Origin of the sequence: Sphingomonas yabuuchiae (assembly GCF_014199595.1) — a bacterium.
In the GTDB taxonomy this organism is placed as follows: domain Bacteria; phylum Pseudomonadota; class Alphaproteobacteria; order Sphingomonadales; family Sphingomonadaceae; genus Sphingomonas; species Sphingomonas yabuuchiae.
This window is the reverse complement of the sequence record NZ_JACHNX010000001.1, coordinates 109,418-133,951: the sequence shown is the minus strand read 5'-3', so window position 1 is coordinate 133,951 and position 24,534 is coordinate 109,418. Positions and strand designations below refer to the sequence as shown.

Here is a 24,534-nt window from a genome sequence, read left to right as displayed (position 1 = left end):
GTTAGAGGCCTAATTCGCTCAAGCCGGGATGATCCGCCGGGCGGGTGCCGAGCGGCCAGTGGAACAACCGTGCCTCCTCGCTGATCGCCAGATCGTTGATCGACGCGATCCGCCGCCGCATCCGGCCGTCCTCGGCAAAGTCCCAATTCTCATTGCCATAGGATCGGAACCACTGCCCCTGCGCGTCATGCCATTCATAGGCGAAGCGCACCGCGATCCGGCTGTCCTGATGCGCCCAGATTTCCTTGATGAGCCGATAGTCCTGCTCGCGTTCCCATTTGTCCCGGAGGAAGGCGACGATCGCGTCGTGCCCCGCCAGGAACCGATCGCGATTCCGCCAGGGGCAGTCGGGCGTATAGGCCAGCGCGACCCGTTCGGGATCACGGCTGTTCCAGGCATCTTCGGCCGCGCGCACCTTTTGCATGGCGGTTTCGGTGGTGAATGGTGGCAGGGGCTGGCGCATATTCACGTCCCTTCTCGACCAGAAAGATCAGTCTTTATCGATTGGTACAATTGGAAAATGGCCGAGGCAAGCGCCATGGTTATTGGGATGCCAGCAAATAATTGAGCTGGGACGTCGCGCAGGTCCATCGACACTCCACGATCCATAGCCTTGAGTTCGCAGTGAAAAAACCACCGGACCCAATTCTGGTACCATAGTGGTTACACAAGGATCTTAAGGGTTCGTTTCCACTCCGGCGCTTAGTGTAAAATGATGCTCACGGCTCATCAGATCGACCTTGTCCAGGACAGCTTCGCTGCGGTCCTTCCCCTGACGGACCAGGCGGCTGCCGAATTCTATCGCCGACTTTTCGCGCTGGCGCCCGACACCCGTCCCCTGTTCGGGAACGACATGGAGGCGCAGGGACGCAAGCTGTTCCTGACATTGGCAACGGTCGTCGATGCGCTCGACCGGCTCGACACGGTCGTTCCGGTGGCGCGCGAATTGGCGATTCGGCATGTCGGCTATGGGGCCAAGCCCCATCATTATGAGGCGGTCGGATCGGCGCTGATCGAAACGCTGCGTGTCGGGCTGGGCGGCGGTTTCGACCGCGATACCAAGGCTGCGTGGGGCGCGGCCTATGCCATTCTGTCCGAGACGATGTTGGCGGCTGCGCGCCAGACACCGCACTGATGGCGCAACAGGCGTCGCCCGTCGCGCCGAGCCTGGATGCGCACCTGAGTGATATCGCGGACCGCCTGATCGATATTGCGGGCTGCGTCGCGTCGGAAGCGGAAGCCGCGACCGCCAGCGTCCGGGGCATGGGCGATCAGGCCGAGCGTGTGGCGTCACTCGCCGCAAGTCTGGAGGCCGCGGCAGGCGTCATGGCTGGCGCCGTCAAGCAACAGGCCGAAGCCCTGGCACTGGCGCGCGAGTCGCTCTCTGCCAACAAGCCGATCGTGGATACGCTGGACCAGTCGATCGGTCGTGTCGCCTCGATCAGCGCCGCCATCGCCACCATCGCACAGGAAAGCCGAATCCTCAGCCTGAATGCCCGAATCGAAGCCGCTCGGGCCGAATCGGGGGCCAGCGCCTTTACCGTGGTCGCGACGGAAATGTCGGTATTGGCGACCCGGACCAAGACGGCCACCGACGATATCGGGGCCAGCGCGCTGGCCATTGCGCATGATATCGGCGCGGCAGGAGACATGGTGGCGGCCTATGAGATGCTGGTCAGCGAGCAGGACGAACTGCTGACCCGTTCGCTCGATCACGCCGCCGCGCAAAGCGATGCGGCACAGGAACTGGCAACGATCACCGCCGAGGCGGTCGGGACCATGGATCAGGCGGCCTCTGCGATCGGACGGGTCGGTGCCCATGCCGTGGCCGTCAAGGTTCTGGCCCGTCAGCTTTCTCGCCTGAGCCGTCGCGGCGATCACAAGGCCGACGGATAACCCCTCATCCATTTGAGCAACGAACAGCCGCTCTCATTACCGCGCCGTTCTTCCTATCCCAGATAACGAAAAGGCCCGGCGTCGCATCGCTGCAACGCCGGGCCTCAACGCCCGAAAAGGGAGGCTTATTCAGCCGAGGGGGATCAGCCCTCGTTCTGCAGGTTGACCGCTGCGTACTTGCCGCGACGATCGACCTCGATCTCGAACTGCAGGCGATCGCCTTCGTTCAGCGAGCCCATGCCGGCGCGCTCGACGGCCGAGATGTGCACGAACGCGTCAGGCTGTCCGTCGTCGCGCTGAATGAAGCCGAAGCCCTTCATCGCGTTGAAGAACTTGACCGTACCGGTCGCCTTCTCACCGGTCAGCTGACGCTGCGGAGCGCCGCCGAAACCACCGGCCGCACCGCCGCGGGGACCGCGATCACGGTCGCCGCCGAAACCGCCTTCGCGCGGCTCGCGGGGGGCACGATCCTGGACCGGCATCGGCTCGCCTTCGATCTTCAGTTCGGTGGCCGAGATGCGGCCGCCGCGATCGACGAGGGTGAAGCCGAGCGGCTGGCCTTCGGCCAGGCCGGTCAGGCCCGCCTGCTCGACGGCCGAGATGTGAACGAACACGTCTTCGCCGCCGTCATCGCGCACGACGAAGCCGAAGCCCTTCTGCGCGTTGAAGAACTTGACGACGCCCGTGCCTTCGCCAACGACCTGGGGGGGCATACCGCCACCGCCGCCACGACCGCCGCCGAAGCCGCCACCGCCGCCGCCACGGAAACCGCCGCCGCCGCCGCCGAAGCCACCGCGATCACCGCCGCCGAAGCCACCACGATCGCCACCGCCGCCGAAGCGGTCGCCGCCACCGAAACCGCCACCGCCGAAGCGGTCACCGCCACCGAAGCCGCCGCCAAAGCCGCCTTCATCGCCGCCGCCGAAATTGTCCCGCTTGTCGCGGCCACGCGAGCCGCGATTGCCCCGGCTACCTCTATCGAAACTCATAAGCCCTGTTCGTCTTCCCGGTTCGCCCGCAAATCCTGTCCTCAAGAACCGTGCGCCGGACGAAGAGCGCGGATCTTTTGGCGCCAAACCTTTTGCGCCTAGTGGGGATGCATAACGCAGAAGGACAGCCATCGCGAACGAAATCGTGCGAACCAGTCTCGCTTTGGCGCGAACGAGGCAGATTACGTCGGAATTGTGGCCGAAACTCCACAACATCTTTTTGCGAATCAGCGAATCACCGGCCCGCCCAGCGACTCTTGGTCGCGACCGCCTTTTCTGGCCGATCGCGGTTGAGGCTTGGCCCCGCCGCCGCTAGGGCAGGCACCATGACCGTTCATCTGCACGAAGAAGACATTCCCGCCGATCTGTTCGCCCCCGGCGCCTCGATCGCCGTCGATACCGAGACGATGGGCCTGATCACGCCGCGCGACCGGCTGTGCGTCGTCCAACTGTCGGACGGCGGCCCCGACGAGCATCTCGTCCGCTTCGCGCCCGACAGCGACTATGCCGCGCCGAACCTCCGCGCGCTGCTCGCCGATCCGGCGCGGCTGAAGCTCTATCATTTCGGGCGGTTCGATATCGCCGCGATCCGCCATTATCTGGGCGTCGTAGCCGCGCCCGTCTATTGCACCAAGATCGCCTCGCGGCTGATCCGCACCTACACCGACCGCCACGGCCTGAAGGAGCTGGTCCGCGAACTGCTCGGGGTCGAGCTGTCCAAGGCGCAGCAATCGTCGGACTGGGGCGCGCCCGAGCTGTCCGACGCCCAGCGCGAATATGCCGCGTCGGACGTGCGGTACCTGCACCGCATGAAGGTGGAGCTCGACAAGAGACTGGAGCGCGAAGGCCGGATGGAACTGGCCCAGGCCTGTTTCGATTTCCTGCCTGCGCGGGCCGAGCTGGATCTGGCGGGCTGGCCCGAGGTCGATATCTTCGCCCACGCCTGAACCATTGACGCCTGATCCGGGCACGATAGGGAGCCGTCATGTCCGAGATCGCCGACCGCGTCCGTACCCAGCGCCAGCATTGGGCCGCACCGGGCAGCCGTCACGACCGTTTCGTGACGCTGGCGCGCTGGATGCTGCCCAGCGCGATCGGCGTGCTGACGGCGTTCCTGGTGATGGCGCCGATCTATTCGTCCAGCGAAGTGTCCTTCGTCCTCGACAAGAAGAAGGTCGAGGTCGCGCGCGAGCGGATGAAGATCCAGGCGGCGGAGTATCGCGGCGTCGACGATAAGGGGCAGCCTTTCTCGCTCGACGCGGGCTCGGCGATCCAGCGCAGCTCGGCCGAGCCGGTGGTGCAGCTCAACAAGCTGTCCGCCGCCATCCGCCTGTCGGACGGGCCCGCCACGGTCAGCGCCAATTCGGGCCGCTATGACATGCGCACCGAACAGGTGCAGCTGGACGGGCCGCTCGATTTCAAATCGGCGGGCGGATATGATCTGCGCACGCATGACGCGACCATCGACCTGCAACAGCGGACTTTGGTGTCGGGCGGCGCCGTGACCGGCCAAGTGCCGCAGGGCAATTTCAGCGCGAACAAGATGCGGGCGGACCTGGAAAATCGTTCCGTCCGGCTGGAAGGCAACGCCCGCTTGCGCATCGTCCCGTAAAGCCCGAAATAGCCGCTCATGTACAAGCTCTTCGCCGCTGCGGCTCCGGCCCTTCTCGTCCTGGCAGTGTCCGCGGCCGCGCAGGTCAAGCACAACAGCCGCGCGCCCGTCGATTTTGGTGCCGACGTCATCGAGTTGCAGGACAAGCAGAACCGCGCCGTCCTGTCGGGCAACGTCTCGCTGCGCCAGGCGGAGATGACGCTGACGGCGGCGCGGATGACGGTGTTCTACACCGGCCAGGTGCTGGGCGGAAAGCCGCAGGTGTCGCGCTTCGACGCTTCGGGCGGCGTGGTCGTCAAGCGGCCGGACCAGACGGCGCGCAGCAATTATGCGATCTATGACCTCAACCGGCGGGTCATCACCATGCTGGGCAATGTCACGCTGACCCAGGGCGGCAATACCGTGAATGGCGGGCGGCTGACGCTGAACCTCGACACCGGCCGCGCGGTGATCGACGGGTCGTCGGTATCGGGCGGCGCGTCGTCGGGCAATGGCGGCACCGTATCGCGCGCGCCGTCGGGCCGGGTCACGGGCACCTTCTCGGTCCCCGATCGCAACTGAGGCGTGACGCGGGTGCCATGCCCGCGCTAACGTTCGATCAGCTAAGGAAAGAAACGGGCCGATGGACATGGAAACCCCGATTCGCGAGGCAAGTCATCGCAACGCCCCCGTGTCGGAGCCGCCGGTCGCCAACGGCCTGCAGGTCGTGTCGATCGCCAAGAGTTATGACAAGCGCGTCGTCCTGACCGACGTGTCGGTGTCGGTCGGGCGTGGCGAGGTGATCGGCCTGCTCGGCCCCAATGGCGCGGGCAAGACGACCTGCTTCTATTCGGTCATGGGTCTGGTGAAGCCCGATTCGGGCCGCATCATGCTGGACGGCGAGGATATCACCGGGCTGCCCATGTATCGCCGCGCCATTCTGGGCCTGGGCTATCTGCCGCAGGAAACCTCGATCTTCCGGGGTCTCTCGATCGAGAAGAACATCCTGACCGTGCTCGAACTGGCCGAGCCCGACCCGGCCGAGCGCGCGCGCAAGCTCGACAAGCTGCTCGAGGAATTCGGCCTCACCCGCCTGCGCGCCGCGCCCGCCATGGCGCTGTCGGGTGGCGAGCGCCGCCGTGCCGAGATCGCCCGCGCGCTGGCCGCCGATCCGTCGATCATGCTGCTCGACGAGCCGTTCGCGGGGATCGACCCCATCTCGATCGCCGACATCCGCGATCTGGTGAAGGATTTGAAGCGGCGCGACATCGGCGTGCTGATCACCGACCATAATGTCCGCGAGACGCTGGACATCGTCGACCGCGCCTACATCATCTATGACGGGCGCGTGCTGTTCAGCGGATCGCCGGAGGAACTGGTCGCCGACGCCAATGTCCGCCGCCTGTATCTGGGCGAGGGCTTTTCGCTCTGATCGCATGAGGACCGGCATTCCCTCTATTCCTCCCCTTGCAGGGGAGGTGGCAGGGCGAAGCCCTGACGGAGGGGTGTCCCGCCATCGAGAGGGCGATACATCCTTCGGATGGTCCCCAGCGGCAGGAATGGCCATATGAGCCTCGCCCCGCGTCTCGACATCCGCCAGTCGCAATCGCTGGTGATGACGCCGCAGCTTCAGCAGGCGATCAAGCTGCTGACGCTGTCGAATCTGGAGGTCGAGGCGTTCATCGCCGAGGAGGTGGAGAAGAATCCCCTGCTCGACGCTGGCGCGGTGCGCGAAGTGGCGACACCCGAACGCCCCGAGCGCGAGGCGCCCGCCGGAGCCGACGAACTGGTCGCCGGGACGGCGCCCTCCGAAGACCGGGGCCTCGACCTGGATTACGCGACCGAGAGCCATCAGCAGGACAGCGTCGCCGATGGCGGCACCGGGCCGGACGGCGGCCTGTCGCTGAACGGCACGAGCGGCAGCGGCGGCCTGGGTGGCGAGGACGGGCCGGACTGGGACTCGCTGCCCGACGATGCGCCCAATCTGGCCGAGCATCTGGAGGCGCAGATTGCGCTGATCCTGTCCGGCACCGACCTGACCATCGCTGCGCATATCATCGACCAGCTGGACGAGGCGGGTTATCTGACCGTGCCGCTGGAGGAGATCGCCGGGCGGCTGGGCATCCCCCTCCCCCGCGTCGAGTCGGTGTTGAAGGTGGTTCAGGGGCTGGACCCGACCGGTGTCGGGGCGCGCGATCTGGCCGAATGCCTGGCGTTACAGGCCAAGGAGGTCGACCGCTACGACCCGTGCATGGCCAAGCTGATCGCCAATCTCGACCTGCTGGCGCGCGGCGAACTGGTTCGGCTGAAGCGGATTTGCGGCGTCGACGACGAGGACATGGCGGACATGATCCGCGAGCTGCGCGGCTATGATCCGAAGCCGGGCTGCCGTTACGGCGGCGAGCCGTGCCAGGCGGTGGTGCCCGACCTGTTCGTCACCCGGACCAAGAATGGCTGGGGCATCGAGCTGAACACCGCCACCCTGCCCCGCGTGCTGGTCAACCGCCGCTATTATCAGGAACTGCGCCACGGCCCGCAGGACAAGGGGTCCAAGGCGTGGCTGGCCGATTGCCTGGCCAGCGCCAACTGGCTGATGAAGGCGCTCGACCAGCGGCAGCGGACGATCATCCGCGTCGCGACCGAGATCGTGAAGCAACAAGAGGCGTTCTTCCTCCACGGCGTCGCGCATCTGAAGCCGCTGACGCTCGCCCGCGTCGCCGAGGCGATCGGGATGCATGAATCGACCGTCAGCCGCGTGACCAGCAACAAATATCTCAGCTGCGCGCGCGGGCTGTTCGAGCTGAAATTCTTCTTCACCAGCGGTATCGCGGCGGCGGATGGCGGCGACGCCGTATCGGCGGAGGCGGTGAAGAGTGCGATCAAGACGCTGATCGCGAACGAGGGTGCCAAGATCCTGTCGGACGACACGCTGGTCGAGCTGCTCCAGGCCAAGGGTTTCGACATCGCCCGGCGCACGGTCGCCAAATATCGCGAGTCACTGGGCATCGGCAGTTCGGTCCAGCGTCGCCGCGCCCGCGCTTTGGCGGGGTGACATCGCCCGCCGCTTGAACACCGCGCCAAGTGTATTACATCGAGAATACACAAGATTGTGAGGCCAGGCCGATGGGCAAGAAGAAGCACAAGAAAAAGCAGAAAAAGGCCAAGCTGGACGAACAGCCGGGCACGTCCTCCGGCCCCTCGCCCCTGCACCGGATCGGTCAGGCGCTGCTCGATCAGGCGCGGAGCCCGGCCGGGCGGCAATTGCTCGCCACCGGGCTGATCGTCGCGGCCTCGGCCCTCGCGCGCGAGACGACGAAGCGGCCGAGCGACGGCGCGGCACCCTCGCCCGAGCCGACCCAGCCCGAGACACCCGAGCCGTCGCAGGAAGGCGGAACCACGAAGTCGGGCATGTCCGAGGTCGTCGCCTTTGCCGGCATGGCGCTATCGGCGCTGGACCAGTTCATCCACCGCTCTCCGTCCGACACGAAGGGGTAAAAGCGGCTCTTCAGGCGGGACGAGTGCTCAGACTCTCCCGTCCCCCCTGGGCGACATGGTCATCAGGTTCGGCCCTTGGCCTTCGACTTCGCTCAGGCTGAATGGGGTTGTGTATCCAGAACCATTCTTCGATCCGCCTGAGCGAAGTCGAAGGCCACGCCCATCCCCAGATCGAAACACCGTCAAAGGTGGAAGGTAAATCGGGGGGAGCGACCCAGTCGCTCAACCCCCGGCACCGACGCGCGATGCCGGTTTTCCCGGCGGCTTCCACTCCTGCTTATAACTATCGTTGAAGCGCGACGATGGGACAGCCTAGGCCGATGTACGGCGGAAGCAAGACAAAAAAAGGGCCGGTCGTGAGACCAGCCCGTGAAAGTTTTTTAGGAGAGGATGCCTGAAAGGCCCGCTCTCTATGCCGAGGCCGGACGATTTACACAAATGCAACCTCATCAATTTTGGTTGCAGATTTTGCACTCGTTCCGCCAGCGTAATCGATACCGGGATTTGCGAGCCTCTGCCGTGCAATATGCTTTGATCGAAATCAGGATGTTGCCGCTATTTATATCCTGCTCCCCGGATTTCACCTGTCCGATCTTTGGACGATTTTGGCCACTGATCGATGCCATTCGTGAACATCACTCAAATATAAAATCCGTCATAAACCATCTAAATTCGGTCCGATGCTGCACAGAACGGTTGACCTTCTGCGATTGACGGTTAGGTCACATGAAAACAACAGGAGCGTATCATGGCCGACGACCCTATCGATGTGAATGCCGTAGAACTGGCAACTGAGCTGACCATTGCGTGGTTGGGCAATCCCAATACCCGCACCTCCTCGGAAGAGGTTCCGGCGTTCCTCCACAAGATGCACGAGACCGTGTCTTCGCTTCTGGGCAGCGCGCCACAGGCGATCGATGTCGAAGCGCCGACCGAATATGTTCCGGCCGTGTCGGTTCGCAAGTCGCTGGCGTCGAAGGATCACATCGTCTCGATGATCGACGGCAAGCCGTACAAGACGCTGCGTCGTCATCTGGCCACCCATGGTCTGACGCCGGAAGAATATCGTGAGCGTTACGGCCTGAAGCCGGACTATCCGATGGTCGCCGAGAGCTATTCGGAAAGCCGTCGCGCAATGGCCAAGAAGATCGGCCTGGGCCGCAAGCCCGGTCCGCGCAACGCTGCGGCCGCCCCCGCCCCGCGCAAGTCGCGCAAGAGCGAGGCCGCCGACGCCGAGTAATCGCGTCGCGATCGATGGATGAAGAACCCGCCCGGCTGCCCATGCTTTTCTCCCAAAGCATGGATGGTCGGGCGGGTTTCCTTTGGGGCACGGCACTCATCTTGGCGGATACGCATTGCAATTGAAGCGGCACCGTCCACCAGCGATGATGGGACGTGATTGATCTTCGGCGTGGGCCGGTCGTTGCCGAACTACCCTGCCTCCCCACCGGGGGTCGACCGCCATGTCGGCGCGGCCATCACGCTCGACCCCCTGTTTACCCAGCATGTCGCCGATCTGTGAGGCGCGGCACATGGCGCGGACGGGTCATGGGCCTATCTGAAATATGGGCCATTCCCGACCCGGCATGACCTTGCAACCCATGTCGCGCGCATCAGTAGCTTGGAACAGCAGCCTTTTTTGCCGTCATTCCCAAGACCAACCGACAATCAGATACCCTTCTCTTTCCCCTTGCCCCTCATAGAGGGGAGAGGGTTGCGCAGACTTGGCCTTTGCGAAAGCAAAGGCTTAGTCGGAGCTGGGTGAGGGGTGGGCGCTCGCTTGCGAGCGCGCGAGCCAAAGGCTCGCTCAACCCCTCACCCAAGCTACGCTAGCCAGCACGCTGGCAAGCTGGCAAGCTGGCAAGCTGGCAAGCTGGCAAGCTGGCAAGCTGGCAAGCTGGCAAGCTGCGCTAACCCTCTCCCCTATCAAGGGGAGAGGGGAAAAAGACGGGATAAATGTCGATTGCCCCTCCGGCCGGAAGCGGAACCTCGTTCTGCGATATGCCCTTGCGATCGCCTATCACCGGGGCGTCGGGCTTTGTTATGCGCTGAACGACGCATCCCGATGCGCCGTCAATCGGTTCGGCATTACTTATGAGAGGATGTGGCGGCGCTACGGCATCGTCAAGCCCGCCCCCACCCCCTATTGGCCGAACACACCCTTGCGATAGAGCAGCGTGATCGCCACGCGGCGGTTGCGCGGGTCGGAGGGATTGCCCGCAATCATCGGTTCGCGGTCGGCCACGCCCTCGATCCGCTCGAACCGCGATTCGGGCAGGCCCCCGGCGGCCAGGCGACGGCGGGTCGACTCGGCGCGGCTGGACGAGAGCAGCCAGTTGTTCATCGCGCGCGGATCGCCATAAGGCACGCTGTCGGTATGGCCGCGGATCATGATCGTGTTGGGCACGTCGGCGACCGTCTTGGCGATGGTGCCGATCAGGTCGGACGCCGCCGGGGTCAGGTTCGTCGTGCCGGTCGCGAACATCGAATAATCGGCATTGTCGACCAGATCGATGCGCAGGCCGTCATCGGTCGGGATGAAGCGCACCTGCTGCGCCAGCTTCTTGAGCTGGGGCGTGACCTCCATCTTCTTCAGGAGTTCACGCTTGATCGCGTCGAAGGTCTTCTGATCCTGCGCCTTGGCGTTGGGATTGCGCAGCGAACCCTTGTCGCCGGTCCCGGCCTTGTCGCCGCCACCCTCCGACGCCTTGGGCACGATCAGCTGGATACGCCCGGTGATCCCGCTCTGCTGCCGCCCTGCGCCCGGCCCGCCGTTCAGCACCCCGCCGCCGATGCCTGTCGACTTGGTGTCGATCAGCGTCGGCGCAAAATAGTCGGCGATGCCCTTGCGCTGCTTCTCGGTGGTCGCGCCCAGCAGCCAGAGCAGCAGGAAGAACGCCATCATCGCCGTCACGAAGTCGGCATAGGCCACCTTCCACGCGCCGCCATGATGCCCGCCATGACCATCGGCGATGATCTTCTTGACGATGACGATCTTGGGCGGCTCGTTCTTGCCATGCGGTGCGCGGGCCATGGCTTACTTGCCCCGCAGGCCGTCGAACACCTCGGCGAAGCCGGGCTGGTCCTTGTGCTTGATACCCGAGCGCGCCGCCTCGATGACCAGCGGCTGGGGATGGCCGTGGAGCGAGGCGATGATGATCTGCTTGACCACGTGATAGATGGCGGCGTCGGCGTCGATCACCTGCTTCAGGCGTCCCGCGAACGGGTTGACGATGCCATAGGCCAGCAGCACGCCCATGAAGGTGCCGACCAGCGCCGAGCCGATCATGCCGCCCAGCACGCTCGGCGGCTTGTCGATCGAGCCCATGGTCTTCACGATGCCGAGCACGGCCGCGACGATGCCGAGCGCGGGCAGCGAGTCGGCCAGGCTCTGAAGCGTGCCCTGCGGCCCCTCGACCTCGTGGTGATGGGTCTTGATCGCGTTGTCCATGACCTCTTCGACCGCATGCACGTCGAGCGTGCCCGACGACACGACGACCAGGCGCAGCGTGTCGGCGATCAGGTTCACAAGGGTGTGGTCGGCGACCAGCCGGGGATATTCGGCGAAGACCGAGGAGGACTTGGGGTCCTCGACATGCGGTTCCAGCGCGATCGGGCCCTCGGTGCGCAGCATCTTCATCAACTTCGAGACAAGGAAGATGACGTCGAGATAGTCCTGCTTCTTGTATTTCGGGCCCTTGAAGATCTTGCCCATCGCCCCGCCCAGCGCCTTCAGCTCGGCACCGCTGTTGCCGATGACGAGCGCACCGACGGCCGCGCCGCCGATGATGAGCATTTCGTGCGGGATCGCCTCGAACACGGGGCCGAGCTTGCCGCCGGTGATGGCGAAACCGCCAAACACCATGCCGAGCAGGATGACTAGGCCGATGGCAGGAAACATGGTGAACCGATTCTCCCGAAGACCGGCCGCGGTGCCCGTCAGATCACCGGCCTAGCCTGGTAAGGTCAAAATACAGTTACCGGGCCGATGCCCGGCCGCGATCATTTCAGATAGTCGAACAGCGACAGGCTGCTCAGCTTGGTGAAGCTGGCCTGGGTCGCCTGAAGCACGGTCATCGTCTGTTGCAGCTTCGTAATGGTCTCGACCGGATCGACATCCTCGATGCTGGAACGCAGCTGCGCCCTGTCGGTGCTGGCGGCCTGTTGCAGCCCCTGCTGCAGCTCGACCCGCGCCTCGCGCGCGCCGACCGAGGCCTGCACGGTCGCGACATTGTCGTTGGCCGCCTTCAGCTTGTCCATCGCGTCCTTGACCGTCGCGCTGGCATCGCCGCCCGACTTCAACGCGGTGACGAGGGTGTTGAGGACGTTCAGCGTATCGTCGTTCGCACCCGCCTGGAACACGCGGTCGGCACCGACCGAGACGTCGACGCTCTGGCCGTCGGCGATCGGGATATCGGACACATTGGCCTGCGAATAGGTGTAGCGGCCATTGACCATCGTCACCGCGTCGGTGCCCGCCGCCGCACCGAACAGCGGCAGGCCGCGCGCATCCTTGGCATTGGCAAGGCCGAGCAGCGCGTCGCGGATCGAGGCGATCTGGTCGCCCACGCTCGACCGATTGGCGGCGTTCAGGGTGCCGTTCGCCGCCTGGGTCGTCAGCTCCAGCGCCTTCTGCACCTGTTTGCCGATCTGGCCCAGCGTCGTGTCCGCCTGTTGCAGCAACGAGCCCGCCAGCGTCAGATTGGTCTTGTAGACCGCATCGTCGGCATCGCGGCGGTCAAATTCGGCGACCTGGGCGGCGGCGGCGGCGTCGTCCGACGGGTTGGTCAACTTCTTGCCGGTCGAAATCTGGACCTGCAACGCATTCGCCTTGCCGGTCAGTTCGGTCATCCGCCGCGAGGCGGTGTCGTAGAAGAAGCTGGTGGAAATCTGCATGACCGTTACCGCAGCTCGAGAATGGATTGGAAGGTTTCGCGCGCCGCCTGAATCACTCGGCTGGTTGCGGAATAGGCCTGCTGAAAGCGCATCAGCGTCACCGCTTCCGAATCGAGCGTGACGCCCGAAGCCGCCGACAGCGAGGCCTTGGCCCCGTCGCGGATCGCGGACTGCGCATCGGCGACGGTCTGGCGCTGCTTCAGCGTGGTCGCGTTGTCGGTGACGATCTGGGTCAGCTTGTTCTCGAAGCCCGCCGATCCGCGCACGGTTTCCAGCGCGGCCAGATTGTCGGCATTGCGCGAGCCCTGATTGCCCTTTGCCGCCGCGATCTTCGATCCATCGGTCATCAACAGGCTCATCTGCGCGGTGCCTGCCGTCAGGCCGAACATCGCCGTGCCGGTTGCGCCGTTCAGGTCCTGGCCGCCGGCCTGAAGGCCGTTGACCGTCTCGACGAAGCTCTTGGCAAGCTGGTTAAAGGCGCCGCGCGCCACGTTGATCCGCTCGGCCCCGTCCAGCATCCCGGCTATCGCGCCGCCAGTCGGCACGAAGTCGCTGATCTGCCCGTTCAAGGCGACCTGGAAGGATACGCTGCCATCGGCGCCGCGCTGATAGGTGACGGCCCCGGTGGAGTCGGTCGCCGCCAGGATCGGCCCGGCCCGATCGCCGAGTCGCACCGTCGCGCGGCCGAGTTCGTCGGTCGTGCTGGTGATGTCGGACAATGCGCTCATCTGGGTCAGGATCTGGTCGCGCTGGTCAGCCAGCTGCGCCGCCGCCGCCGTGCCCGGCTGCGTCCGGCCCAGCCCGTCATTGACGCGGACCAGCGAGGTGGCGAGCGAGGACAGGTCACGCGCCGCCTGCCGTGCCTGACCGTCGAAATCGGCGTTGATCTGGTCGAAGGCCGAGTCGGTCGCGGTAAACGCCGTCGCGGTCGAACGCGCGGTTTCCAGCATCGTGGCGCGCAGCGCAGCCGAGGTCGGCTCGGCCGACAGGGTGCGCGCGGCGGTGAAGAAGGCGGTCAGGCGCGTCTGGACCTGATCGCCGGTCAACGCGCCCTCGATCCGGTTCAGCCAGGTCACGCCCGTCGTGGTGCGCGACAGGTCGGCGGTGGCCGAGCGAACCGCGGCGCTGGCATAGACGTCGGTGGCGCGCGCAATGCCCAGCACCACGACGCCCGAGCCCGCGGAGACCTTGTTCGCCGCCAGGCCAGCGGCGGGCGAAATCTCCTGCATCGTGACCGACCGGCGCGAATAGCCGTCCGTTCCGACATTGGCGATATTCTCACCAACGGCGGTCAGCGCGGTCTGATATGCGCGGACGCCCGAAGCGCCGATAGAGAGCAGGTCGCTCATGGTTACTGCGGTACGTTATGTCTGGTTAACGACAGGTTGAGATTTCGCCAGAAAGGCGGTGACGGCCTTGCCGATGCCCAGCGGGGCCTGGGTGGCCATCGTTTGGGCAACCTGTTGATCCTGCATGTCCCGGAACGTGTCCAGCGCCTTGGAATCAAACATGGTTTCACTCAGCTTGGTCTGGCGCATCGCCTTCAGCATCATGCCGGTGAAGATCGCCTCGAACTGGGTGCCCGCCTTGTCCAGATTGGCGCCGTTCGACAGGCGGCGGGTGTCGGTGGACACCGTACCCGCGATCGCGGAGGCCGCGGTCGCGGGCGAAGTGGGTGAAATGCTCTGGGTCACAGGACGATCAACTCCGCCTTGAGCGCGCCGGCTTCCTTCAGCGCTTCGAGAATGGCGACCAGGTCGGACGGGGCCGCGCCGATCGCGTTCACCGCCTTGACGACATCGGCCAGCTTGGGACCGGGGGCCAGGACGAACATCGGGCGACGCTCTTCCTCGACCGAGACGCCGGACTTCTGCGTCACCGCCGTCTGGCCGCCGCTGAGCGGGCCGGGCTGGCTGACGCGCTGATTCTCGTCGATCTTCACGGTCAGCTTGCCGTGCGTGACCGCCGCCGGGCCGACCCGGACCGCCGAGTTGATGACGACGGTGCCGGTGCGGGCATTGACGATGACCTTGGCAGGCGGCTCGGCCGAGGTGACGTTCAGATTCTCGATCTCGGACATCAGCGTGGCGCGGACATCGGCGCCCATCGGCGCGCGGACCGCGACCGACACGGCGTCCATCGCCTGCGCGGTGCCCATGCCCAGACGCGAATTGATCGCCTGCGCGACATTCTGCGCGGTGGTGAAGTCGGCGCGCGCCAGGTTGAAGGTCAGGCTGGGCGCGGTGTCGAAGCCGGTGGCGACCGCCCGCTCGACCGTCGCCCCTTCGGGGATGCGACCGACCGAGGGAATGTTGACCACGATCTTCGACCCGTCCGCGCCTTCGGCACCCAGACCGCCGACTGCAAGGTTCCCTTGCGCCATCGCATAGATCTGGCCGTCCGCACCCTGAAGCGGCGTGAGGATCAGGCTGCCGCCGCGAAGCGACTTGGCCTTGCCCATCGAGGCGACGGTGATGTCCAGCTTCTGACCCGGCTTGGCGAAGGGCGGCAGTTCGGCCGTCACCATCACCACCGCGGCGTTCTTCATGCCCGGATTGGCGGTCGGCGGCAGTTGCAGCCCGAAGCGCGAGACCACCGCCTTCAGCGACTGGACGGTATATTCCAGATTGTCGTCACCCGTGCCCGGCAGACCGACGACGATGCCGTATCCGGTCAGCTGGTTGGTACGGATGCCCTGGAACCCGCCCAGATCCTTGATCCGATCGGCCGAGGCCGGACCTGCGATCGCGAAGGTGGCGAAGAGCGCGAGAAAGAAGCGGAGGATCATATGCTATGGCCTCAGAACGGGCTGACGGCTTGGAAGAAGCGGCTCAGCCAGCCCTGGCGGCTGGCGCGGGCGACGTCGCCCTTGCCGGTATAGGCGATCTGCGCATCGGCGACGCGGGTCGACTCGACGCGGTTGTCGATGCCGACATCGGCCATGCGGACCAGCCCCTTGATCTGGATGAACTCGTCCCCGCGGTTCAGCGTCACGCGCTTCTGCCCCTGGACCAGCATCGTGCCGTTGGGAAACACCTGCGCCACGGTCACGGTAATCTCACCCGACAGCGAGTTGGACTGGTCGGCCGCGCCCGATCCGTTGAAGTTGCGGCTGCCGCTCATGCCGATATCGGTCGACTTGAGCAGCTTGCCCAGCGGGCCGGTGGTCGGCGGGGCCAGGCCCAGATCGCCCTTGGAGCCGAGCTTGGAATTGGCGGACTTGGTCGCCGCCGTCCGCTCGACCAGCACGATGGTCAGGGGATCGCCGACCTTGCGCGCGCGCCACCCTTCGTACAGCGCGGCATAGCCGTCCGACACCTGGAAGATACCGCCATTGGGCTGGGCGGGCTGCGCGACCGGCTGCATCGGCATCGGGGCCGGACGCACCGTCGAGAAATCCTCGGCGGGCTTCTTGCGACCGAACAGGCTGGCATGGGCGGGCGCGGGGATCAGCGCGACGGCGACCATGGTGCCCGCCGCCGCCGACAGCGCCAGCTCGGTCCAATAGTCGAAGCGCAGGGTGGGGAAGCGCAGGGTCATGGTCACAGATTCTGGTTCGCGTACTGAAGCATCTCGTCGGTCGACTTGATCATCTTCGAGTTGACCTCATAGGCGCGCTGGGTCTCGATCATGTCGACCAGTTCCTCGACGACGTTGACGTTCGAGCCTTCGAGCATGCCCTGACGGATCTGGCCGCGCCCTTCGAGCCCGGCGACGCCCATGTTCGCCGCGCCCGAGGCGGGGGTCTCGGTCAGGTAATTGTCGCCCTTGGACTGAAGCCCGGCCGAGTTGGGGAAGCTGGCGATCTGGATCTGGCCGATCTCGGCCGCCGCGGTCTGGCCCGGCAGGGTCGCCGAGACGGTGCCGTCGGTGCCGATCGTGATCTGGGTCGTGCCCTCGGGGACGGTGATGCCCGGCATCACCTGATAACCCTCGGCGGTGACCAGCTGCCCCTCGGCCGAGCGCGAGAAATTGCCCGCGCGGGTATAGCCGAGCGTGCCGCCCGGCATCTGCACCTGGAAAAAGCCGTCACCGTCCAGCGCCAGGTCGAGGCTGTTGTTGGTGGTCTGCATCGACCCTTGCGTGTTGATGCGCGCGGTCCCCTGGATCCGCACGCCGGTGCCCAGGTTCAGGCCGGTCGCATATTTGCTCTCGGTCGAGCTGGCCGCGCCGGGCGCGGTGATCGTCTGATAGGCCAGCGTCTCGAACGCGGCGCGATCGCGCTTGAACCCGGTCGTGTTGACGTTGGCCAGGTTGTTCGAAATGACCCGCATACGCATATCCTGGGCATCGAGCCCGGTGCGTGCGACGTGCAAAGCGGCGGAAGACATGTCTCTTTAATCCTCAGCTCGGCAGACGCATCAGCGATGCGCTGTTTTCATCCAACGACTTGGCCTCTTTCATGAGGTTGGCCTGCACCTCGTAGCTGCGCTGGTTCTCGATCATGTCGACCAGCGTCTGGGTCATGTTGACGTTCGACCCTTCCAGCGCGCCCGACTGGACGGTGGCGTCCATGTCCTGCGGCATCGCCCCGCCGCCCTTGACGCGCAGCAGATTGTCGAGACCCTTCACCGTCTGCGTGCCGCGCGTGTCGGCCAGCTTGATGCGGTCGATCACCTGGGGCTGGGTATCCGGCCCGGCGCCCAGCGGCACGATCGACAGCGTACCGTCGGGGGCGACGGCCATCGAATTGTACGGCGGCACCGTGATCGGGCCGTTCTGGCCGATCACCGGATAACCGTCGCCGGTCTGCAGCACGCCCGAGGCCGTGACCTCCAGGTCGCCGCGACGGGTATAGGCTTCGGTCCCGTCCGGGGCCTGCACCGCCAGCCACGCGCTGGACGTCGCGATCGCCACGTCCAGCGCGTTGCCGGTATGCTGGATCGTGCCCGGCTGACGGTCGGCGTCGGTCACTTCCTCGGCGGTGGGCATCCGCGCCTCGAACGCCGCGCCGCCGCCCTTCAGGTCGATGCGGTCGAACACGACGCGGTCGGCGCGGAACCCGATCGTCGAGGCATTGGCCATGTTGTTGGCGATCGCGGTCTGCGCCGCCATATGCGCCCGCATGCCCGTCGATGCCGTATAGACCAGCTTGTCCATCGCGGTTCCCCGTTAGCCCCCGGCGTTCGCTTAGCTGCGGATGTTGAAGATGGTCTGCGAGATCTGGCTCGACGTATCGAGCGCCTTCGCATTCGCCTGGAAATCGCGCTGCGCGGCGATCAGGTTGACCAACTCCTCGGTGATGTCGACGTTCGACCCCTCGATGGTGCTCGACCGGATCGCGCCGTACGCGCCCTGGTTGGCGGTGCCGAACTTGGCCGCGCCGGACTTGCCGGTCGCCTCCCAATAGCTGTTCCCCTCCTGGCGCAGGCCCGGCATGTTGACGAAGGTCGCCACCGCGACCTTGCCCAGCGCTGCGGTCTCGCCGTTCGAGAAGGAGGCGGTGACCAGGCCGTCGTCGCCGACCGACACACCCGACAACAGGCCCACCGCCTTGCCGTCCTGGGTACGCGAGGCGACCGAGAAGATCGAACCCGACTGCGACGAGCCGGTATAGTCGATCGACAGCGGCTGCGAGATGATCGAGGTGCGCGGGGTGAAATTGTCGAACTTGGTCGCCCCGGTCGGCGCCTTCAGGCTGCCGCCCGAATCGAACGTCATCTTGATCGGATCCTTCGACCCGCCATTGGTCGTCATCTGCTGATCGCCGACGAAGCTGTAGACCAGCCAGTTGCTGCTGCCGTCCGCAGGCTGGATCGCATTGCCATTGGCATCGACCGGCAGCGGCGCGCGGACATAGTAATTGGTCAGCGTCATGGCATTGCCGGTCGTATCGTAGATCTTGGTCTGGGTCGTGTTGTTGTACGTGCCCATGTTGGTGCGATCGAACGCGGCGGTCGGTGCGACGGCGGTGCTCGACAGGTTGATGGCCATCGACACCTTCTTGGTGGCGACCGGCGTGCCGCTGGTCGCCGGCAGCTGGAGGCTGGTCAGGCCGTCGCTGCCGAACGAGGTGACGTTGCCGTCCTTGTCGACCGGGAACACCTGGACGCGGTTGCCCTGCGTGTCGGTGACGTAATTGTTCGTGTCGACCTGGAACGATCCGTTGCGCGTATATTGGAGCGTACCCGTGGTGCCGCCGGCCTGCACCGTGAAGAAGCCGTCGCCCGAGATGGCGAGGTCCAACGCGTTCGACGTGCTGGTGTAGTTGCCTTCCTTGAACTCCTGACGGTTGGCCTTGACCACCGTGCCCGAGCCGACCTGCTTGAACGGGTCGGTCGAGAAATTGGCCGCCATCACGTCGGCGAATTCGGCGCGGCTCTTCTTGAAGCCGTTGGTGCCGACGTTCGCGAGGTTGTGCGAGATGACCGACATGTCGGTCTGCGAGGCCTGAAGGCCGCTGAGCGAGGTGTAGAAGGACATGGGCTATCTTCCTGGTGCGTAAAGGGGGATCAGCCGACGGCGCGGACGGCGGAAAGCTGGACCTGGCCCAGACCGGCGACGGTCAGGACCGGCGAGCCGTTGGAGGGCAGCGAGACGGACTGGACGGGCGCCCAGACCAGCGAGCGGCTGGTAACGGCGGCGCTGCCGTTGTTGGCGGACACCGAAATGGTGAAGGGGCCCGATCCGGCGGTCTTGCCGTCGTCGGTCTTGCCGTCCCAATCATAGCTGGCCGTGCCCGCCTTCTGCGCGCCCAGCGACAGCGACTTGAGGACCCCGCCACTGGCATCGGCGATGGTCACCGTCACGTTCGACGCCGCGGCGTCCAGTTCGACCTGGCCCGCCAGCCCGCCGCTGGTGCGGCCATAGGCGGTCGTGCCCTGGGTCAGCACGGTCTTGCCGACATAGTTTATTGCGGCTGCGGGCGTGGTCCCGGTCAGCTTGTTCGCGAGCGATGTCAGCGTGGTGTTCATCTCGGAGATGCCGGCCACGCTGGAGAATTGCGCCATCTGGGCGACCATCTGGGTATTGTCCATCGGCGCGAACGGATCCTGATTCTTGAGCTGCGCGGTCAGCAGCTTCAGGAAATCGGTCTGGCCGAGCGTCGTCTTCTTGGCCGAGGCCGCGGCCGTGGCGCCGCTGGTCGCGCTTCCGGCGCGCGCAATGCCCAGGCTGTCGAGCGTCGAGTCCATCACATCGGATGCCATGATCAGCGTCCCAGCTTGAGGGTATCGAGGATCAGCGACTTGGCCGTCTGCATCACTTCGACATTGTTCTGATAGGTGCGCGAGGTCTCCATCATGTCGACCAGCTCGCGGGTTTCATCGACCGCCGCCTCGAAGACGTTGCCGTCCTTGTCGGCCAGCGGGTTGTTGGGGTCGTGGCGCTTGGTGGGGTCTTCGCCCGCCGTCACGATCTTCTCGACATCGACGGTGGACAGGCCGGTCGCGGCGTCGAAGCTGGTGCGGAACACCGGCTTCATCGTCTTGTACGCGGTGTCGACCGACCCGGCGATGCCACCGGCATTGGCCAGGTTCGATGCGGTGGTGTTCATCCGCACCAGCTGCGCCGACATGGCGCGACCGGCGACCTGGAAGATGGAAAGCGGTCCGTTCGGCATCGCTTATTCGCCCTTCAGCGCACGGGTGATGGTGGAGATGCGACCGTTCAGGAACGACAGCGTCGTCTGATACTGGACCGCATTCTCGGCGAAGGCGGTCTGTTCCTGGTTGAGTTCGACGGTGTTGCCGTCGAGCGAGGTCTGGATCGGCACGCGGTATTTCATCGCATCCGCGATGCCCCGCCCCTGATCCCGACCGCCCTCGACCGAGGCGAGCGCCGCCTTGAAATCGATGTCGCGTGCCTTGAAGCCCGGGGTCGAGGCGTTGGCGATGTTCGACGCCAGCACACCCATGCGCTGTGCCCGCACCTCCAGTGCGGCACCGTGCACTCCGAAAAGCGTTTCTGCGGCCATCGTTCAACCTCCTTTCCCACGCGGGACTTCGCGATGGCCAAGCCCTCGCAATGACCGTGCCAACTGCTTGATCAGAAGGGCGGCAGGGCGGCGGCAGGCTCGGCCCGGCAATCGGTTGCCGGTTTTTGCCGGTCGGCGGCAACCAGGCGGCAGCGCTCCCGGCAGCCGCCTTGCGCGCCCTTCCCGTGCGCGAATTGGCCCGGTCTTTGCGTGGGTGCGCGCATGACTGCATTTCCTCCGCTTCATCAGTTCTTCGACGCCGCGGCGCTGGCCATCGTGCTGGGCGGAACGCTGATCGCGACGCTGCTGCGCACGCCCTGGCGCGATGCCGGGCGGGCGATGCGCGCACTCGCGGTGCTGCCGAGGCGTCCCTTTTCCGCCGATCCGCTGGTCGAGCAGATCGCGCACCTGTCGCGCATGGCGAAGCGCCAGGGTGTCCTGGCGCTCGACCGCTCGGTCATCACCGACCCCGACATGGCCGAGGCGGTCGCCGCGATCGTCGATGGCGAAGGCGCCGAAGCCGTGACCGCGCGCCTGAACCTCGCGCGCGCCGCGCGGGTCGAACGGCATGTGGCGACCGCCGATGTCTGGACGGGCGCCGCCGAGATCGCGCCCGCCATGGGCATGGTCGGCACGCTGATCGGCCTGGCGGCCATGTTCGCGACGATGAACGATCCGCAGCGGATCGGCGGCGCCATGGCGATCGCCCTGCTCGCCACGCTCTATGGCGCGCTGTTCGCCAATCTGGTCGCGCAGCCGATCGCGATGCGCCTGCGTCGCGCGGCGCGGATCGAGGCGTTCGAGCGGACCCGGATCGTCACGCCGCTGGCCGCCCTGGCCGCGCGCGAGGCCCCGCGCCCGTCACGCGGGGGCACGGACTCCAAGTCGGGTCCGAAGTCCGGCCCCAATCTGGTCAGTGTCGCATGACCGGGCCCTTTTTCCCCGAAACGCCGCCCGCGCGGCCGATCTGGCTGATCACGCTGGCCGACCTCGCGCTGTTGCTGGTCGGCTTCCTCGTTCTGGTCCAGGCTACGGGTGCGGAGCGACGCCCTGCCCTGCTCAACGGCCTGCGCGCGCAGTTCGGCAGCAGCGACCATGTCGACCAGGCGCTGCGGGCGCCCCCTGCCCCGCCGCCCGCCATGCCGGTCGCCACCGCCGCGCTGAACTTCGCCGCCGGGTCCGCCGTGCCGGTCGAGCCCGACGCGCTGTTCGTCCCCTGGGCGCGCGAGGCGCTGGCCGATCCGCGCGTCCGCCTGTCCATCGTCGGCTCGACCGACGGCAGCGCCGCCGATGTCGATCCGGTCACCCGCAGCGCGGTCGTGCTGGCCGCCGATCGCGCCCGCACCGCGGCCGCGCTGATCGGGCCCGCCGCCGCCGACCGCCTGATCCTGTCCACCGCTGGAAAGCCGGGCCCTCGCGTCGCGATGGTCACCCTGGTCTTTGCCGGCGAACCTTCACGGAGACCCTCACGATGATCCTGTCCCTGCTTCTGGCCGGTGCCGCCGGTTTCCAGGATATCGCCGCGCTCGACGCCGCCGTCACCGCCTTTACCGGCCGTCCGATCGGGGTGGAGGGCGGCCCCCGCTCGACGATCGACAACCGGCTGAAGCTCGCCCAATGCCCGACGGTCGCGCTGTCCTGGCGCACGGAGGCGCATGACGCGGTGGTCGTCACCTGCTCCAGCCCGCAATGGCGCATCTTCGTACCGGTGCTCTCCGCCCCCAGGCCCGCGCCCGAGGCGCGCGTGATCCCGGCGGTGGCGGTAAAGGCCGAACCCGTCATCAAGCGCGGCGATCCGGTCGTGATCGAAGCCGGATCGGACGGCTTTTCCATTACGCGGGAAGGGGTTGCCATGGCCGACGCGGCACCCGGCGGACATTTCCCGGTCCGCATCGAATCCGCCCGCCAGCCGATCCAGGCGGTGGCGCTGGCCAGCGGTCGCGCCACCCTGCCCGGCTGGTCCGAATGAGGGGCGCGGGCGTGGCGGAAAACGGGGAAAAAGCGTAAATTCGCGCTAAAGAATCTCCGGCCCCGGCCGTTATACCCCATGTCAGCGGAACCAGAGGGTGCGGGCATGGTGGAAGTAACAAGGCTGAGTGCCGGGGAAGCGAGGGTCGGGCGGGTCGCCGCCGTGACGCGTCCCAACGCGCTCGCTGAAGCCGCCAGCCCCGCACAGACTCCGGTCAAGGCGAACGACATGAGCGGCGTCAGCAACATGGCCCGCACGCTGGCCGCGCAGCCGCCGGTCGACATGGACCGGGTCGCCCAGATCAAGAAGGCCATCGCCAATGGCGATTTTCCGATCCTGCCGGCGACCATCGCCGACCAGATGATTGCGCTGAAGCTGGACTGGAATGGTAAATGACACGCCGTGACGCCCTGATCCGGGTCATCGAGGCCCTCCACCGCGAAATCGCGGCGCTGAAGGTCAACGACGTGGCCGCGCTGGAACGCGCGACGACCGAGAAGCTGGCCGCGATCGAAGAGGTCGCCGCGCTCGGCACCGGTCCCGCAGGCCCCGAACTGCGCGAGCTGGCCGACGAGGCCAACCGCCTGAACGAGACCTGCCGCATCTATGTGAACCTGATGGCGGCCAATGTGCGCCGCCGCCTGCAGACGCTGACCGGCGATGCGGGCATGGGCTATCGCCCCGCCATGCGCGCCTATGCCTGATTGCCGCTTGCCGGGCGGCAACGGGTTGCCGCTTTGCCGGATCGGCGGCGGCATTCCCGGCAGGACGATCGGCAGCCCGAACTAGCCTGAGCGAATAAGAGCCCGGTTTTCCGGGCTTTTTTATTGCCCTCCGCCGATTCCTGTCGCGCCCCTGACGGCACCGTCAGGAATTGGCACGCCCCTTGCTGTGTATGGCCCGAACAAGGGCTTTTTACCGCAGCATGACCGTCCAACCCGTCTCCCACGCCAGAATCCAATCGGCCATCGCGCTGGCATCCAGCCGCACGGGCGTCGATTTCGGCTATCTGCTCGGCCAGGCGAAGCTGGAGTCCGGCCTGAACGCCAATGCCCGTGCGGGCACCTCCTCCGCCTCGGGGCTCTATCAATTCGTCGAGCAGAGCTGGCTGGCGGTCGTGAAGAAGCACGGCGCGGAGCATGGCCTGGGCTGGGCCGCCGATGCGATCGGCCAGTCGGGCGGACGCTATTATGTCTCGGGCGGCGCGCGCTCGGCGGTGATGGGGCTGCGCAACGATCCGACCGCCGCCTCGCTGATGGCCGCCGAACATGCCTCGGACAACAAGTCCGCGCTGGAATCTACGCTGGGCCGCGATGCCAACGGCACCGACCTGTACATGGCCCATTTCCTGGGGCTGGGCGGCGCGACCAAGTTCCTGGGCACCATGGCCAGCAACCCGCAGGCCAGCGGCGCGTCGCTGTTCCCCGCCGCCGCGCGCGCCAACCGTTCGGTCTTCTACGCCTCGAACGGCCAGCCGCGCTCGCTCTCGGACATTTACGACCGCTTCTCCGCCAAGCTGGCCGGCACCAAGGCCGACAGCGACGAGACGCGCGCTGCCAATCTGCAATTCGCGGCCCAGGCGCTCGCGCTCCAGGGCATGAACGGCGACGCGACCGTCGTCACCGGCAACAACGAAAGCGCCGCCGATGCGATCGCCTGGGCCAACAGCACCATGAACCAGCTGGGAATGCGCGGAAACGCCGCGACCGGCGACAGCGTGCTGCGGCCCAAGCCGGATCACGCGCGCCTCGCCTACATGATGCTCGCACGGATGGGTGGCTAA

The 24,534-nt window shown here is 66.1% G+C and carries 30 protein-coding genes; 15 read left to right on the top strand and 15 right to left on the bottom strand.

What is annotated here, in order from left to right; genetic code table 11:
• Window position 1 precedes the first annotated feature (1 nt).
• The gene (locus tag GGQ89_RS00590) at window positions 2-463 is read right to left on the bottom strand and encodes a nuclear transport factor 2 family protein (RefSeq protein ID WP_184103246.1); all 462 of its coding nucleotides are present in this window, start codon (window positions 461-463) and stop codon (window positions 2-4) included.
• Window positions 464-715: 252 nt separating this feature from the next.
• On the opposite strand from GGQ89_RS00590, the gene GGQ89_RS00585 reads away from it, so the two are divergent.
• Together GGQ89_RS00585 and GGQ89_RS00580 are read left to right on the top strand one after the other, a co-directional pair.
• Complete coding sequence (locus GGQ89_RS00585) at window positions 716-1,135, top strand: globin family protein (protein WP_184103987.1); 420 nt, start codon at window positions 716-718, stop codon at window positions 1,133-1,135.
• A complete protein-coding gene (locus tag GGQ89_RS00580; RefSeq protein WP_184103244.1) occupies window positions 1,135-1,896 on the top strand; it encodes a methyl-accepting chemotaxis protein in 762 nt (253 codons plus the stop codon). The genes GGQ89_RS00585 and GGQ89_RS00580 overlap by 1 nt, the downstream gene beginning before the upstream one ends.
• Window positions 1,897-2,039: 143 nt before the next feature.
• Here the strand turns inward: GGQ89_RS00580 and GGQ89_RS20200 are convergent, their stop codons facing one another.
• On the bottom strand, window positions 2,040-2,885 hold the full coding sequence (locus GGQ89_RS20200; RefSeq protein ID WP_184103242.1) for a cold-shock protein: 846 nt from the start codon (window positions 2,883-2,885) through the stop codon (window positions 2,040-2,042).
• A gap of 326 nt (window positions 2,886-3,211) precedes the next feature.
• On the opposite strand from GGQ89_RS20200, the gene GGQ89_RS00570 reads away from it, so the two are divergent.
• From GGQ89_RS00570 to GGQ89_RS00540, 7 genes are all read left to right on the top strand, one after another.
• Window positions 3,212-3,832 carry a ribonuclease D gene (locus tag GGQ89_RS00570; protein ID WP_042487278.1) on the top strand — a complete coding sequence of 207 codons (621 nt, stop codon included), beginning with the start codon at window positions 3,212-3,214 and terminating at the stop codon, window positions 3,830-3,832.
• Window positions 3,833-3,870: 38 nt separating this feature from the next.
• Window positions 3,871-4,497: an LPS export ABC transporter periplasmic protein LptC gene (gene lptC / locus GGQ89_RS00565; RefSeq protein WP_056432199.1), complete on the top strand. Its 627-nt coding sequence runs from the start codon at window positions 3,871-3,873 to the stop codon at window positions 4,495-4,497.
• An 18-nt stretch (window positions 4,498-4,515) separates the two neighbouring features.
• Window positions 4,516-5,058, top strand: a complete 543-nt coding sequence (locus GGQ89_RS00560; protein ID WP_184103240.1) for an LptA/OstA family protein — start codon at window positions 4,516-4,518, stop codon at window positions 5,056-5,058.
• Window positions 5,059-5,125: 67 nt separating this feature from the next.
• The gene (gene lptB, locus GGQ89_RS00555) at window positions 5,126-5,908 is read left to right on the top strand and encodes an LPS export ABC transporter ATP-binding protein (protein WP_380772688.1); all 783 of its coding nucleotides are present in this window, start codon (window positions 5,126-5,128) and stop codon (window positions 5,906-5,908) included.
• A 135-nt stretch (window positions 5,909-6,043) separates the two neighbouring features.
• The gene (gene rpoN / locus GGQ89_RS00550) at window positions 6,044-7,528 is read left to right on the top strand and encodes an RNA polymerase factor sigma-54 (RefSeq protein WP_184103238.1); all 1,485 of its coding nucleotides are present in this window, start codon (window positions 6,044-6,046) and stop codon (window positions 7,526-7,528) included.
• Window positions 7,529-7,599: 71 nt separating this feature from the next.
• Window positions 7,600-7,971, top strand: a complete 372-nt coding sequence (locus tag GGQ89_RS00545; RefSeq protein ID WP_184103236.1) for a hypothetical protein — start codon at window positions 7,600-7,602, stop codon at window positions 7,969-7,971.
• A gap of 748 nt (window positions 7,972-8,719) precedes the next feature.
• Window positions 8,720-9,211 carry a Ros/MucR family transcriptional regulator gene (locus tag GGQ89_RS00540; protein WP_184103234.1) on the top strand — a complete coding sequence of 164 codons (492 nt, stop codon included), beginning with the start codon at window positions 8,720-8,722 and terminating at the stop codon, window positions 9,209-9,211.
• 903 nt (window positions 9,212-10,114) lie between these two features.
• On the opposite strand, the gene GGQ89_RS00535 is transcribed toward GGQ89_RS00540, so the two are convergent.
• The 13 genes from GGQ89_RS00535 to flgB form a co-directional block, all read right to left on the bottom strand.
• Window positions 10,115-11,005 carry a flagellar motor protein MotB gene (locus GGQ89_RS00535; RefSeq protein WP_056432215.1) on the bottom strand — a complete coding sequence of 297 codons (891 nt, stop codon included), beginning with the start codon at window positions 11,003-11,005 and terminating at the stop codon, window positions 10,115-10,117.
• Between the two features lie 3 nt (window positions 11,006-11,008).
• On the bottom strand, window positions 11,009-11,872 hold the full coding sequence (gene motA / locus GGQ89_RS00530) for a flagellar motor stator protein MotA (RefSeq protein ID WP_042487297.1): 864 nt from the start codon (window positions 11,870-11,872) through the stop codon (window positions 11,009-11,011).
• A gap of 101 nt (window positions 11,873-11,973) precedes the next feature.
• Window positions 11,974-12,867: a flagellin N-terminal helical domain-containing protein gene (locus GGQ89_RS00525; protein WP_056432218.1), complete on the bottom strand. Its 894-nt coding sequence runs from the start codon at window positions 12,865-12,867 to the stop codon at window positions 11,974-11,976.
• A 5-nt stretch (window positions 12,868-12,872) separates the two neighbouring features.
• A complete protein-coding gene (gene flgK / locus GGQ89_RS00520; protein ID WP_184103232.1) occupies window positions 12,873-14,216 on the bottom strand; it encodes a flagellar hook-associated protein FlgK in 1,344 nt (447 codons plus the stop codon).
• A 15-nt stretch (window positions 14,217-14,231) separates the two neighbouring features.
• Window positions 14,232-14,561 carry a rod-binding protein gene (locus tag GGQ89_RS00515; RefSeq protein WP_184103230.1) on the bottom strand — a complete coding sequence of 110 codons (330 nt, stop codon included), beginning with the start codon at window positions 14,559-14,561 and terminating at the stop codon, window positions 14,232-14,234.
• The gene (locus tag GGQ89_RS00510) at window positions 14,558-15,655 is read right to left on the bottom strand and encodes a flagellar basal body P-ring protein FlgI (RefSeq protein ID WP_056432224.1); all 1,098 of its coding nucleotides are present in this window, start codon (window positions 15,653-15,655) and stop codon (window positions 14,558-14,560) included. The genes GGQ89_RS00515 and GGQ89_RS00510 overlap by 4 nt, the downstream gene beginning before the upstream one ends.
• A gap of 11 nt (window positions 15,656-15,666) precedes the next feature.
• On the bottom strand, window positions 15,667-16,335 hold the full coding sequence (locus GGQ89_RS00505; RefSeq protein WP_056432502.1) for a flagellar basal body L-ring protein FlgH: 669 nt from the start codon (window positions 16,333-16,335) through the stop codon (window positions 15,667-15,669).
• Between the two features lie 74 nt (window positions 16,336-16,409).
• On the bottom strand, window positions 16,410-17,198 hold the full coding sequence (gene flgG, locus GGQ89_RS00500) for a flagellar basal-body rod protein FlgG (RefSeq protein WP_056432226.1): 789 nt from the start codon (window positions 17,196-17,198) through the stop codon (window positions 16,410-16,412).
• 13 nt (window positions 17,199-17,211) lie between these two features.
• Window positions 17,212-17,967, bottom strand: a complete 756-nt coding sequence (locus tag GGQ89_RS00495) for a flagellar basal body rod protein FlgF (RefSeq protein WP_056432229.1) — start codon at window positions 17,965-17,967, stop codon at window positions 17,212-17,214.
• A 30-nt stretch (window positions 17,968-17,997) separates the two neighbouring features.
• Window positions 17,998-19,290, bottom strand: a complete 1,293-nt coding sequence (locus GGQ89_RS00490) for a flagellar hook protein FlgE (protein WP_056432232.1) — start codon at window positions 19,288-19,290, stop codon at window positions 17,998-18,000.
• A gap of 29 nt (window positions 19,291-19,319) precedes the next feature.
• Window positions 19,320-20,015: a flagellar hook assembly protein FlgD gene (locus GGQ89_RS00485; RefSeq protein ID WP_184103228.1), complete on the bottom strand. Its 696-nt coding sequence runs from the start codon at window positions 20,013-20,015 to the stop codon at window positions 19,320-19,322.
• Window positions 20,016-20,017: 2 nt separating this feature from the next.
• Window positions 20,018-20,428, bottom strand: a complete 411-nt coding sequence (flgC, locus tag GGQ89_RS00480; protein WP_056432238.1) for a flagellar basal body rod protein FlgC — start codon at window positions 20,426-20,428, stop codon at window positions 20,018-20,020.
• A 3-nt stretch (window positions 20,429-20,431) separates the two neighbouring features.
• Window positions 20,432-20,782 (bottom strand): flagellar basal body rod protein FlgB, encoded by a 351-nt coding sequence (gene flgB, locus GGQ89_RS00475; RefSeq protein WP_056432241.1) that lies wholly within the window; start codon window positions 20,780-20,782, stop codon window positions 20,432-20,434.
• Between the two features lie 222 nt (window positions 20,783-21,004).
• Between flgB and GGQ89_RS00470 the strand changes: the two genes are divergently transcribed.
• From GGQ89_RS00470 to GGQ89_RS00445, 6 genes are all read left to right on the top strand, one after another.
• Window positions 21,005-21,709 carry a motility protein A gene (locus GGQ89_RS00470; RefSeq protein ID WP_184103226.1) on the top strand — a complete coding sequence of 235 codons (705 nt, stop codon included), beginning with the start codon at window positions 21,005-21,007 and terminating at the stop codon, window positions 21,707-21,709.
• Window positions 21,706-22,257, top strand: a complete 552-nt coding sequence (locus tag GGQ89_RS00465) for a hypothetical protein (protein WP_221238806.1) — start codon at window positions 21,706-21,708, stop codon at window positions 22,255-22,257. Before GGQ89_RS00470 ends, GGQ89_RS00465 begins: the two co-directional genes overlap by 4 nt.
• Window positions 22,254-22,751 (top strand): flagella basal body P-ring formation protein FlgA, encoded by a 498-nt coding sequence (locus tag GGQ89_RS00460; RefSeq protein ID WP_184103224.1) that lies wholly within the window; start codon window positions 22,254-22,256, stop codon window positions 22,749-22,751. Before GGQ89_RS00465 ends, GGQ89_RS00460 begins: the two co-directional genes overlap by 4 nt.
• Before the next feature lie 105 nt (window positions 22,752-22,856).
• A complete protein-coding gene (gene flgM / locus GGQ89_RS00455) occupies window positions 22,857-23,147 on the top strand; it encodes a flagellar biosynthesis anti-sigma factor FlgM (RefSeq protein WP_076714620.1) in 291 nt (96 codons plus the stop codon).
• Entirely contained in the window at window positions 23,144-23,455 is a 312-nt protein-coding gene (locus GGQ89_RS00450) for a hypothetical protein (protein ID WP_056432249.1), read from the top strand. Before flgM ends, GGQ89_RS00450 begins: the two co-directional genes overlap by 4 nt.
• A 221-nt stretch (window positions 23,456-23,676) precedes the next feature.
• Entirely contained in the window at window positions 23,677-24,534 is an 858-nt protein-coding gene (locus GGQ89_RS00445; protein ID WP_184103222.1) for a lytic transglycosylase domain-containing protein, read from the top strand.